Source organism: Chitinophaga sp. 9-1-y (genome assembly GCF_059511905.2).
This window is the reverse complement of sequence record NZ_CM197955.1, coordinates 1,590,037-1,602,591: the sequence shown is the minus strand read 5'-3', so window position 1 is coordinate 1,602,591 and position 12,555 is coordinate 1,590,037. Positions and strand designations below refer to the sequence as shown.

Below are 12,555 nucleotides of genomic sequence, written 5' to 3'. Positions count from 1 at the left end.
TGATGGTTATAATACCAGTTTCAGGTTAAAACCAATGGTGCGGGTAGCCGGCACCTGTCCTCTTTCTTCCCAGAAACTTTCCAGCTCGGAAGTATCAATGCCTTTCAGGGCGGTATAAATCAACCAAGGATTTTGCGCATATAAGGCCACATTCAAACTGTTTACCCCCAGGCGTTTAGTCCAGGGTCTGGCAGCGAACGTATAGCCCAAACGCAACTCCCGCAGCTTCACATAGCTGGCATCATAAATGAACGGTGGCGCTACTTTGTTAAACAGGTAAGTCCAGTAATACGTACGTGCTTCCACGTAGCCATTAAAAGGGGTACCATCTGCCAGCACGCCGTCTGGCTTAATACCACCACCCTGCGCTACCGGCAGGCGCCAGTCGTTGCCTTTATCATTGGTACCTACCGTAGATGGGTCCAGGCCCGTTCCCAGCAGGAACATCTTGGTGAGCGACAAAAACTTACCACCTACCTGGTAGTCGATGGAGAAAGTAAAGTCAAAGTTTTTATATACAAAGGTACTTCCCAAACCACCCGTAAACTTAGGCAGAATAGATCCCAGTGGCTGGTTTTCGTTGGTCAGGTACGCGCCGTTGGCGTTTACAATCGGTTTGCCGTTAGACGGACTTTCAATATTCTTACCATTGGCATCTTTTGCCTGGTAGTACTGGAAGGTAGGGCCTACCAGCAATCCCCACTCTGCTCCCTTGCGGTGATCGAGTTCCAGGCGCAGCCCATTTTCTCTCGACGCGGCGAGATAGTTGTCCATGTTGGCCGCCAGGTCTATTACTTTAGATTTGTTGGTAGCGGCATTCGCATACAAATCCCAGGAGAAATCCCGCTTGCGTATAGGCGTGGCAGTAATGGCAATGTCCATTCCCTTGCTCTGAATTTCGCCGAGATTGGTCAGGTAACTGTTGTAACCATTCGTTTCACTGATCTGCAAATTAGCAATCTGTTTGGTGTTTTTATTCTTGTAGAAGCTAACATCTACCCCTAAACGATTATTCAGGAGCTTCAGTGCTACACCGGCTTCAATGCTGGTGCTCAGTGATGGCGACAACCGTGGATCTACCAGTTGATCCGGGGTATTCAACGCTGGTGAGCCATTGTAGGAATTTTGCAGGTTATAGCCGGTATTAATAGCAAAGATGCCCGCATCAGAACCTGCTTGTGCTACCCCCAACCGCACTTTACCAAAGTTCAGCCAGTTGCTTTTAGGCAGCAGCTCCGTGAAAATAAAGCTACCGGATACGGAAGGGTAGAAATAATAATTCTTCGCCGTAGGCAAGGTAGAGGACCAGTCGTTACGACCGGTAATATCCACATACAGTAAACGCTTATACCCTACGGATACTTTACCATACACACTTCTTATTTCCTGCTCAAAATAATCGTTGAAGGCGTTGGGGCGCTGAATAGAAGCGGTAATGGCGTACAGGTTAGGTACACTCAATCCACCTACGGTATTGGCTTCATTGCGGGTCAATTTATAATGGCGGATGTTGCCCCCCACTAATCCGTCAATGGAAAAATCGCGCAACTGTTTGTTATAGTTTAGCGTCATTTCATAGTTGAACTCACGGGGCAGCGACTGGCCGGACTTATACATATCCTGTTTTACGGTGCCGGAGGCGATGCGGTCATCGTAATCATCTACCATGATATCCGCGCGTATCAGCGATTGCAGCTTCAGGTTAGGTAATATTTTATAATTGAAACCGGCATTACCAAATACACGGAAATTGGCGTAGCGACGATAGCTTTCATAATACACGCTATAGGGGTTATCGCGTTTACGGGGACGTAAGGTGGTGGCGGAGTCATTGCCGTTAGGACCTACAATATTCCAGGTGCGGTAGGTACCGTCGGCCGTTTTGTAATCGCGTAATCTTTTCATGTCTACAGAGCGCTGAAACTCCTGGTTAAACTGCGCCATGATACTACGTTGATTGGAGTTACCACCGTCGTAAGGTTCTGCGATCTGTTTGGTACTCACTACATTGATATCTGCAAAAACAGAAAACTTGTCGGTCACATCAAAAGTACCGGCAAAATCAATGAAGTTACGTTTACGGTTGGCATTGGGATAAATCAGGTCACGGTATTGATTGGCGTAAGACAAGCGATAGGACGCTCTTTCAGAGCCACCGGAAAAAGCCACGCTGTTATTAAGATTGATACCGGTTCTAAAAAAATCACGGACATTGTTGGGATGTGATTCGAAGGGGGTAAGCTTTCCGAAATCTTCTCCGGGATACCAGCTAAACCATTCCCGCACCATGGTACCATCCATTTTTGGGCCCCAGCTTTGGTCCATATAATACTGAACCATTTTCTGACCGTCAAATTGTTTCCAGGTAGCGGGATGTTTGTTGGCGTCATAGTGAAAAACATCGAAGTTCATGTTATCGCCGGCGCCATAGATATTCTGGTATTGCGGGATCACGGATAATTTTTCAAACGCAGTACCGGAATTCACTTCTACCCGCATGGGCTGATTACGTTTGCCTGTTTTGGAAGTCAGCAATACCGCGCCGGCAGCCGCGCGGATACCGTATAAAGCGGTAGCCGCTGCGCCTTTTAGTACAGAAATAGATTCTATATTATCCAGGTTGATATCGGTATGGGAAATGATGGTACCATCCAGTACAAAAATGGGAGAGCCTCCACTTAAGCTATTAGCACCCCGTAAACGTATGCCCGCGTCGCGAAAAGTGGAGCTGGGCGCGCCTACCAGTTGAGCGCCGGCAATTTTGCCTGCCAGGGCTGTTTTCAGGTCGGTGAACTTGGCATTATCGACCTGTTCTCCGCCAATTTTCTGGATGGCATATCCCAGGGAACGTTCTTCTCTTTTAATACCCAGTGCGGTCACCACTACTTCTCCCAGTTTCTGAAAATCACCTTCCATGTTTACATTCAGTGTACCTTCTGCTGTTACAATTTGCTCCTGCTTTTTCAAACCGGTGATGCTGAACTGCAAGGTAGCCGGGAGATTCTTCAGCTTAATGGTATAGCGGCCGTTTTCATCAGTGATGGTACCATTGCCGGTGCCTTCTTCCAGTACGGTAACGCCGGGCAGGGGGCCGGTTTTATCGCTGACAATACCACTGGTTTTGCGGACTGGTTTGGTAGCAGGAGCAGCGGGTGTTTCTCCGGGAAGAATCACAATCACGCCGGATTGCTCGTTGACTACCGTTTTGGTATTTTTCAGGATGCCGGCTAATATTTCCCGTAAACTCTTGTTGTCATAGGTTTGGTGATTAACGGTGAAAGTCTTTAGCTGGTTGGCGTTGTAGGCAAAATTAAGCCCGGTAATTTTTTCAATTTCTTTCAGGGCGTCCAGGGCATTGCCTGCCGGGATGGCCACATGTGGTATTTTCTTATCTAGTGCGGGGCTGGTTTGCCCTAAAACGTTGCTGCTAAAGGCCAAAGGTAGTAGCCATAGCAACAACCGGAGTACTTTTGCCTTAAATAATTGGCAAATAGGTATCCTTTTTCTAATTTTAGAAATGAGAATCATGAGCTTACATTTTATGTGAGAGTTTTCAGCAGCATTCGTTAGGGCGAATGCTGTTTCATTTTACATACAAGTGGATTTTGTTTTGTTGGTCTTTACTGCTAAACCGTACATTACTTATTTTCTCTACAATCGAGAGCACGCTCTGCAAAGGCATGCCGGCATTAAAGGTGATTGTCCGGAGTGAATCATCGGATAGGGTATACTTATCAAACTCCACCCCATAGATCATCTCCAGTCGCTCCAGTATATTAGACAATGGTTCTTCCCGCATTACAATACGTCCACTGGTCCATTCATCGCCGGCCAGTCCGGCTTCATGGCTGCTGGTAAAACGATAGTCTTTGCTGCTGATCAACACCTGGTCTGCCGGCAGCAGTTGACAAAATGTTTGCTGTGCTTTGCCCACGCCTACCTTACCTGTTTTCACGGTGATCTTCACGGCAGCACTGTGTACATACCTGATCACATTGAAAGAGGTACCCAGTACGGTAGTCACGATGCTATCGGTCAATACTTTAAATGGGCGGGCAGGCTGTGGTTGCACATTGAAAAAGGCTTCTCCTTTGTGAAGGGTAACGATGCGGTCTTCTTTATTGAAATGGTTGCTAAAACTGATTTGTGAATTGGCGTTGAGGGTTACTACAGAGCTGTCTGGTAACAACACCCGTTTCTGTTCTTTAATACCGGTGCTGATCCAGGTAAGGGATACTTTTTCTTCCCGGGCGGGTCCCTGTAACGCATAACGGAAACCTAGAAAAAGAAGTACCGCGGCGGCGGCGCTGCCGGCAATACGATACACCCAGGTAAGCGGACGAACCCTGGCTTTTGCCGGTGCGGCATTAGCGAGGATAGACTGTAGTAAGCGCTGCTTTGCCTGCTCTTTCTCTGCTTCAGAAGCAAAGGGCGCGGCCTTATTTTGTTGACTCAACTGGTCCAGCCAATCGGATATTTTCTTATCATGTTCCCCCATAGTAACCCGTATGTGTATACGAAGACAACTACGCCATCCTTTTTTGATCAGACGAAAACAGCAATTAACATTTCATTAACAATATTATTTATTTGCGCAGCAGCCGTCGTTTTACGTTGTTGAGTTGATTACGCACGGTATGTTCAGACAGGGAGAGCTGGTCGGAGATTTCTTTAATATTAAGGCCATCCATCAGATAGAGGCGGGCAACTTTCCTCATTTTATCGGGGAGTACTTCCAGGTGGTACAGGAGCCGTCGTACATACTCTTTTCGTTCCATCACGGCATCTTCCTCCGCAACATTCCCCATGTTGTTGAGCAGCGCCTGATAGTGGGCATTTTTTACCGCATTGGCTTTCAGGAAATTGTAGATCCGGTTTTTTAAGCTCCGGAATAAGTATCCTTTTACGTTAGTATCTATCTCAATGGTTTCCCGTTTATCCCATATATGCAGGAAAAGCTCCTGCAGTACGTCTTCCACATGATCTTTATTACCCAGGATCTTCCAGGCGTAGTCATACAACGCTTCCCAGTGGCGTAAGTACAACTCCGTAAAGCCTTCTATGCTGCCAGTTTTAACCAGGTGAAACAGTGCTATGTCTGTTAAATAGGTAGTCATATTAATTGAATGATCGCACCTGACGAAATTACTTTTATCCGCTAAACCGGTAAACGGCAAGCGTATTATCAAAACATTAATTCAGTTGGAATGATTAATTTATAGGACCCGGAATGGCGCGGATATTGCTTTTCATAACGTCAAAAATACATTTTGGCTGTACACTTATCTTTTTGAAAATTAATCAAATTGTAAGAAGAATACCAAAAAAAATTACGAATTACAGATTACGGATCAACTGAAGATAATACCCGGCAATATCTCCCCGCCAATTCGTAATTCGTAATTCGTAATTCTTGCCTTAAATTCGTTATATGTCAACAACCGGAACCCGAAATCTGTTAGAGCGTGTGAAAACATTTTCACTGTATATTATTGGAGATCCCCTGCACTTCACCCTTGAAAACCGCATCTTTAATGCTATTTGTGCTATCTCACTGATCATCATTGGATTTAATGTGCCATATAACTACTTTACAGGGCTCACAACTACCTCGCTGATTTTTTTGATGCTGGTCATTATTTTTACCGGTATCTATTATTTATCAAGAGTAAGGAAGATGGTAGATCTGTGTATTGCCATTGCCGTAGTCATGATCAACATCGGTTTCGCAGTAAATTATTTCTATAGCGGTGGTATCAGAGGCGCCTCCCTCCTCTCTTTTACCCTGGCCTTCTTCCTTACCATGCTGATCTCCCCTGCCAAACAATACTACTGGTGGATAGTGTTAAACCTCGTTACCGTACTGGGACTTATCATCTACGAATATTACCATCCCAACCTGATTGCGGATGTTTACCCTAAGCGGGGCGACATCTTCGCAGATATGACACCCACTTACATTATTAACGTAGTGGTTATTTTTGTAGGTACTGTTTATTTAAAAAACGCCTACAATAAGGAGAAGAAAAGAGGGGAAGAAAAAACCCGTTCCCTGGAAATCATGAATACAGAGAAAAGTAAACTGTTCTCCCTCATTTCCCATGATCTCCGCAATCCACTGGCATCTATACAGTCTTACCTGCAACTATTGCGGGAAATAGAAATAGACCCGCAAAGCAAAGTACAGATAGAAACAGAACTGCTGTATGTTGTCAACAGTACGCAGGAAATGCTGTATAATATATTAGTATGGTCTAAAACCCAAATGGATGGCCTCAATGTAAACCTGGCTCCTATAGAGGTAGCTGCCGCCATACTACCTATTCTCAAAATCAATAAAATGGCGGTAGCCAAAAAGAATATCAGCCTGGACACCAATATAGATGCATCCATTAAGGTAATGGCCGACCTCAACATGTTGCAATTAATTGTACGTAACCTGGTAGGCAACGCGTCAAAATTCACGCCTGCAGGAGGTGCTATCTATATCCTCACCACCCGGAATGGCGGCAAATGCCGTATCGAAGTAAAAGACAGCGGCGCCGGCATAGATCCCTCCCGGCAACTGGATATCTTTTCGCTGAAGGTAAGGTCTACCTTTGGTACGGATAATGAGAAAGGAATTGGATTGGGACTTTTCCTCTGTAAAGAATATACGATGGCGCAACAGGGAGAAATCTGGTTCGAAAATAATAAAGAAGGTGGCAGCTCCTTTTACCTGGAGCTACCACTGGCTGATTAATTATTCTGCTTTCAGGCTATTCACAGGGTTCGCTAATGCGGCCCTGATAGCCCGGTAACTCACGGTAAGCATCGTAATCAGGATGGCAATACCAGCAGCAGCAATAAATACTGTCCAGCTAATCTGCACCCGGTAAGCGAAATCCTGTAACCACCGGTTCATCATAAACCAGGCAAGCGGTGTAGCAATGACAATAGCTACGAATACCAGTTTCAGGAAGTCTTTCGATAACATCGTTACAATACCCACTACAGAAGCTCCCAATACTTTGCGAATACCTATTTCCCGGGTACGCTGCTCTGCCGCATAAGTAATCAGTCCCAGCACACCCAAAGCCGCAATCAGCACCGCCAGCACCGCAAAAGATATAAAGATCCGGCTGGTACGCTGTTCTGCCAGGTATAACCGGTTAAAGTCATCATCCATGAAAGAATAAACAAATGGTTGTCCACTCATACCATCCTGCGCTTCATAACGACGTTTCACCTCAGCGATGGTACCCTGCAGATTACCCGTACGCACCCTAAACACCATTTTACGATGATACTCACCCAAACGGAAAATAATAGGCGGTATCTTCTTTCTTAAAGAGCCGGTATTGAAATCCTTCACAACACCAACAATCTTTAACGGCAACATGCCCTCATTGTTGGCATAGAGATATTTGTTCTCCAGGTCTGTAATTCCCAGCAAACGCGCAGCGGTTTCATTCATCAGTAACCCGGTGGTATCAGAGGGCATCTGCGGCGAAAAATTTCTCCCACGCGCCATTTCCATCCCCATGGTTGGAATATAATCCGCATCGATATACCATTCATTCAAACCCGTTACCTGCCCGTTGCTTTTCGCGGCATCTTTGGAATAAATGCTGGTGTTCATGGCAATCTCCGTAGGCAGGTTGGCCGTCATAGTACCCGCTTCCACACCGGGAACTGACAACACTTCATCCCGGAAGCTTTTGGCATGAGTACCTAAAGAAGCTGTATTTCCCAATACCAGCATCTGCTCTTTGTTATATCCCAGTTTTTTATGACGGATATAATTCAACTGGTTGTTGATCACCAACGTACCTACAATTAGTAATATGGCTGCCGCAAACTGGAATACCACTAAACTGTTTCTTAGCCAGCTACCTTTAAAACCTGTAGTCAGCTTTCCTTTCAATACTTTCATAGGATCAAAGGCAGATAGGAAAAAAGCGGGATAACTACCGGCCAGCAAACCTATCACGGTTGCGGTTACCACGAGGAAAGGCAACAGCCAAACCAGGTAAGCCATTTTCAACGTAATATGTTTATCTGATAACTGGTTCAAAAAAGGCAATAACAACAGGGCCATCGCCAACGCAAGTATCAATGCAAAAAAACTGGTCAGGATAGATTCTGTCAGGAACTGAAACACCAAGGCAGAACGTTGGGAACCTAATACCTTCCTCACTCCTACTTCTTTGGACCTTCCGGCAGAGCGGGCAGTAGAAAGATTCATAAAGTTCACGCAGGCAATAAGCAGGATAATAATCGCTACCACAATGAAAATATATACATACTGTATGTTACCGGAAGGCTCTACCTCATTGGCTAAAGGAGATTTCAAATGAATAGCAGGCAAAGCAATAGGTGCATACCTGAAATGTCCGCCCGATTTTTCCAAATCGGCCATCGTGCTCCCCGTCATTTTCTGCAGGGAAGTTTCCATATACTTCCGTGTTGTTTTACTGAGATAGTCACTCAGCTGCGCAGTGGTAGCACCGGGACGCATTAATACATACGTGGTATAATTATCTGCCATCCATTGGGTATTGCGACTATCTTCCAGCTCAGACATGGCACGCACAAAATCGAAATGCAGGTGCGACTGGTCGGGCACATCTTTCATCACACCGGTTACCTGGTAGGTATTGGTATTATCGGTGAGCAACGTTTTTCCCAGCACATCAGTACTGTTAAAATACTTGCGGGCCATCCGCTCAGAAATCACGATGGAATGTGGTTGTGTCAATGCCGTTTTGGGATCACCGGCCAGCAGGGGTAAAGTAAATACATCAAATAAAGAAGAATCGGCAAAGCTGGCGTTCTGCTCTACCAGGGTGGAAGTACCTTTTCTTACCAGGATATTACCCTGCTGAAAAAAACGTACGTAATTTTCTACCTGTGGGAAATCCTGCGCCAAAACAGGCCCTAACTGACTGGGAGAATATCTTTCGTGGAACGCATTCCCATTCACTTCGAAATCTGCATCCAGCCGGAAAATACGATCCGCTTTTTCATTAAACCGGTCGTAACTCAATTCATCGGTTACAAATAATGTAATCAGCAAACAAGTAGCCATCCCAATGGCTAATCCAAAAATAGTAATCGCAGAAAAACCTTTGCTTCTCCAAATATTCCGTAATGCGATCCGGAAGTAATTTTTAAACATAGTGTAATGTTATAGCCGTTCAACGTATAGACACGTGATCCGGCATATAGTTGCTCCAATAAAATGCCGAAACAAAAACACTATGGTTATCAAGTAATTACAATCAACTACGCCCCACCAAATGCCCGCTAACAGCACATTTCATGTCCGATTCCGGACAATACTACCGGCTGATAGGCCGCGCTCTCAGGGCCGTCCAGGTATCATCAATAGAGATGCTGGTAACCGCCTCCAATCCTGCTGCCTGAAAAGCTGTCCATACCGTTTCCCGCTTGATATCACTTTTTATACTACCGGTGCCTTTGGGATAACAGGCCCAGAAAATACAATCCGGTTTACCGGATGCAACATGCACCTGTACCAATTTTTCAAGCGCCGATTGTTGCGTGGCAAATACCTGCACAAACTCATAGGCGCCCTTCTTTTTAGCAGCGGGTTTGGTATCGTAAGCTACATCGCCAATAAGGGCAATATATTCATCAGGTGCACCCACTATCAAAGCAGTAGCAGCTTTATGAAAGTATAGTTTCTTTAATACAGGAGTTCCGGGCATTTCGTTAGCATTTCAAATATAAATATAAGCAGAAAGCAGAAAGGCGAAAGCAAAAAGCTATTTTAGCGAATGATCAAAGCGAGTAAATATTCGCCACGGTCATTCGCTAAAATAGCTTTTTGCTTTCGCCTTTCTGCTTTCTGCTATAAAAACATCCCACCGGAGGCTTCAATACGTTGCGCAGTAATCCAGCGGGCTTCTTCTGTGCAAAGAAATGCTACGATACCACCAATATCATCAGGCACGCCCGTGCGACCCAGCGCTGTTTGTGCAGAGATATGTGCAATGGCCTGTGGCGCATGATCAAATACCGCTTTGGTAAAGTCGGTTTCAATAATACCTGGTGCTACTACATTGGCGGTAATACCACGCACTCCTACTTCTTTTGCCAGGTAGCGGGTAAATACTTCAATAGCACCTTTCATAGAAGCGTAGGCCGCATAACCCGGTGTAACAAAACGTGCCAACCCGGTAGAAAGATTGATGATACGGCCGTTGTCTGCAATAAAAGGCAATGCCTTCTGGGTAAAGAAGTATACACCTTTTAAATGTACGTGATACAAATCGTCAAAATCAGCTTCTGTTGTTTGCGGAATCAGGGAACCACGATCAATACCGGCATTATTAACCAGGAAGTCAAATGTGCCGCTACCGGTTTTTGTTTGCAGATAGCCGGATACGGTATCGAAGAACCCGTCAAAAGCGGTTGTATCCGCGGTATCCAGTTGGAAAGCAGCTGCTTTTCGGCCTAACGCCTGTATTTCTGTTACTACTTTTTTAGCTTCTGCCTGGTTGCTTTTATAAGTGATAATGATATCATGCCCGTTTTTAGCAAGATGTAAAGACATGTTCCTGCCTAAACCACGACTACCGCCCGTTACCAGGGCTACTTTAGTTTTTGCTGTCATTTGTTGTGCTATTTTTTTTGATAACACAAATGTCAGTCATTCCATTGGACCGGTTATGGTGATAGTTTAAGTATTTATAACGAAGCCGGCCATTTGACCTCATATCAAATGGCCGGCTATACAATCAGCGGTTATTATTCCGCCAGCAATAAGTCTATTTGTTGCTTTAATTTATCGGCCAGCTCCGGGCCTTCAAATCCAATGTTGCTGAACTGAATATTACCCGCCTTATTGATCAGGTACGAGGCCGGAATAATATTAAACCGGAACTGGTCTCCGATAGCAGGATCAGTGTTGTAATACACCGGGAACGTATACTTTTTATGTCCGCTCCAGCCCTGCGCATCCGCCAGTGTATTTTTTGCACCACTGTTGGTAATCATAAACACTATATCCGGGTGATGCTGGTATTGCTCATACAACTTTTGCAGATACGGCATTTCCTGCATACAAGGCACACACCAGGTGGCCCAGAAGTCTATCAGCACAATTTTACCTTTGAGCGATGTTGCAGACACCGGCTTTCCCTGCATATCCACGAAGCTGGCCAGCGATGGCGCGGGCCTGTTAATCCGCTGCCGGGTTACTTTCTCCAACAAACGTTGCTTCCGGAATGCTTCCAATGCCATTAGCCCGGCTGTATTGTTGGTTTGTTGATAATAAGCCGCCACCTTGTCCAATGTTTCCTTATCTGCCTCAACTCCTATTGCAGCTTCCATGTATTGATTTGCAGCAGCAACATGTCCCTGTTTCAAAGCGATCCATCCTAATATGGATGACAGGTGTCGACTCGCTTTGCGAATGGTAGCCTGTCGCGTGCTATCATCTACCGCAGGATAGATATATCCTGTTTCCGGGAAATAACGGATCACGCCCACCGGAAAATCCCCCACACTATCCAGTGCTTTTTGCGCATAATAACGGGCAGTATCCAATGCCAGGTTGTTATCCAGCAGGGTTTGTGCAACCTGTTGCCAGGTAGGTCCCCGGTAGGGATCTTCCTTTTCGTTTGTCAGGAAACGGGCATGATATAAGGCTTTGTTGCTGTCTTTTGCTACGGTGTAATATTGAAACAACACTTCGTGCATACCGGTGAAAGATGCCGCATTGCCGGCTGTTTCCTTTTTTAATTCCCGTTCAAAAAAAACGATTTGCCGGGCAGTATCCTTTCCTTTTGCCACGGCGGCTGTCACCAGCTCCCGTCCCGGTGCGGAGTCAGGGTAACGCTCCCGGACTACGTTGCGGATGGAATCCAGCCGGCTATTTTCGCCGATGATCAGGTACCCCATGGTGACTTTGTTGAGGTTCCCGCTGTTTGTTGGTGCTGCATTAAACCGATCTGCTATTACTTGTTGCGCTTGTGTTCTGAACGCCGCTTTGGCTTTATCCGTGGTGGCTTTGCTGATTTCATATGCCAGTAAACGCAACTTTGCTTCGTAGTTATCCGGGTAACGTTGCAGTTCTTCTTTGTAGCACGCGGCCTGTTGGGCCGCCAGTAGCGGCGACTTCCCCATTTGCGCGCTCATACTATATCCCTTGTAAAGCGATACATCGGGTACCGGTACTTTATTTTTATACACTGCTATTTCATAATGCCGGTCTTTTGCAGGCTTATCTGTTGCGGTACTGCTTTCCAGGTAAAAAGTGGCAAACGTGCTGTAGTTGGCCAATACAAAGGAAGTTGTCCATTTGCCACCATGCCGTTGCATGGGCATTCTCCACGGTTGGTTGTAAAAATTAGAATAGGAGAACACCACCGTAACAGGACTATCAACCGCCGGAATACCTGCGCCCGGCGCACCTGGATCATAGGTGATCGTCACCCGTTGACCACGTTCGGGGTAAGCAGGTGTAATCACCACCCGCTGTTGTGCTATAGCGATCTGCGTTGCCAGCAATACCGGCAAAAGCAGGAAAACAAAGTATTTCATTTT

8 protein-coding genes are annotated in these 12,555 nt (G+C 45.7%); 1 reads left to right on the top strand and 7 read right to left on the bottom strand.

All coding sequences use genetic code 11. The features are described from left to right. Positions 1–6: 6 nt before the first annotated feature. The 3 genes from AC5ZC7_RS06335 to AC5ZC7_RS06325 all read right to left on the bottom strand — a co-directional run bounded on the left by AC5ZC7_RS06335 (position 7) and on the right by AC5ZC7_RS06325 (position 5,117). Positions 7–3,528: a SusC/RagA family TonB-linked outer membrane protein gene (locus AC5ZC7_RS06335; protein ID WP_496160435.1), complete on the bottom strand. Its 3,522-nt coding sequence runs from the start codon at positions 3,526–3,528 to the stop codon at positions 7–9. A gap of 55 nt (positions 3,529–3,583) precedes the next feature. Beyond that, positions 3,584–4,498 carry a FecR domain-containing protein gene (locus AC5ZC7_RS06330; protein ID WP_496160436.1) on the bottom strand — a complete coding sequence of 305 codons (915 nt, stop codon included), beginning with the start codon at positions 4,496–4,498 and terminating at the stop codon, positions 3,584–3,586. Between the two features lie 88 nt (positions 4,499–4,586). After that, on the bottom strand, positions 4,587–5,117 hold the full coding sequence (locus tag AC5ZC7_RS06325; RefSeq protein ID WP_496160437.1) for a sigma-70 family RNA polymerase sigma factor: 531 nt from the start codon (positions 5,115–5,117) through the stop codon (positions 4,587–4,589). Positions 5,118–5,431: 314 nt separating this feature from the next. Between AC5ZC7_RS06325 and AC5ZC7_RS06320 the strand changes: the two genes are divergently transcribed. Continuing rightward, positions 5,432–6,742 carry an ATP-binding protein gene (locus AC5ZC7_RS06320; RefSeq protein ID WP_496160438.1) on the top strand — a complete coding sequence of 437 codons (1,311 nt, stop codon included), beginning with the start codon at positions 5,432–5,434 and terminating at the stop codon, positions 6,740–6,742. Here the strand turns inward: AC5ZC7_RS06320 and AC5ZC7_RS06315 are convergent, their stop codons facing one another. The 4 genes from AC5ZC7_RS06315 to AC5ZC7_RS06300 form a co-directional block, all read right to left on the bottom strand. Next, positions 6,743–9,160 carry an ABC transporter permease gene (locus tag AC5ZC7_RS06315; protein ID WP_496160439.1) on the bottom strand — a complete coding sequence of 806 codons (2,418 nt, stop codon included), beginning with the start codon at positions 9,158–9,160 and terminating at the stop codon, positions 6,743–6,745. A gap of 163 nt (positions 9,161–9,323) precedes the next feature. Further along, positions 9,324–9,713: a hypothetical protein gene (locus tag AC5ZC7_RS06310; protein ID WP_496160440.1), complete on the bottom strand. Its 390-nt coding sequence runs from the start codon at positions 9,711–9,713 to the stop codon at positions 9,324–9,326. Between the two features lie 143 nt (positions 9,714–9,856). After that, positions 9,857–10,621 (bottom strand): SDR family oxidoreductase, encoded by a 765-nt coding sequence (locus tag AC5ZC7_RS06305; protein WP_496160441.1) that lies wholly within the window; start codon positions 10,619–10,621, stop codon positions 9,857–9,859. 134 nt (positions 10,622–10,755) lie between these two features. After that, a complete protein-coding gene (locus tag AC5ZC7_RS06300) occupies positions 10,756–12,552 on the bottom strand; it encodes a redoxin domain-containing protein (protein ID WP_496160442.1) in 1,797 nt (598 codons plus the stop codon). Between the last annotated feature and the right edge of the window lie 3 nt (positions 12,553–12,555).

What these genes read in the sequence shown, in the direction of transcription:
- AC5ZC7_RS06335 (WP_496160435.1), bottom strand. Translation starts at nt 3,528, where the DNA reads ATGATTCTCATTTCTAAAATTAGAAAAAGGATACCTATTTGCCAATTA.
- AC5ZC7_RS06330 (WP_496160436.1), bottom strand. Translation starts at nt 4,498, where the DNA reads ATGGGGGAACATGATAAGAAAATATCCGATTGGCTGGACCAGTTGAGT.
- AC5ZC7_RS06325 (WP_496160437.1), bottom strand. Translation starts at nt 5,117, where the DNA reads ATGACTACCTATTTAACAGACATAGCACTGTTTCACCTGGTTAAAACT.
- AC5ZC7_RS06320 (WP_496160438.1), top strand. Translation starts at nt 5,432, where the DNA reads ATGTCAACAACCGGAACCCGAAATCTGTTAGAGCGTGTGAAAACATTT.
- AC5ZC7_RS06315 (WP_496160439.1), bottom strand. Translation starts at nt 9,160, where the DNA reads ATGTTTAAAAATTACTTCCGGATCGCATTACGGAATATTTGGAGAAGC.
- AC5ZC7_RS06310 (WP_496160440.1), bottom strand. Translation starts at nt 9,713, where the DNA reads ATGCCCGGAACTCCTGTATTAAAGAAACTATACTTTCATAAAGCTGCT.
- AC5ZC7_RS06305 (WP_496160441.1), bottom strand. Translation starts at nt 10,621, where the DNA reads ATGACAGCAAAAACTAAAGTAGCCCTGGTAACGGGCGGTAGTCGTGGT.
- AC5ZC7_RS06300 (WP_496160442.1), bottom strand. Translation starts at nt 12,552, where the DNA reads ATGAAATACTTTGTTTTCCTGCTTTTGCCGGTATTGCTGGCAACGCAG.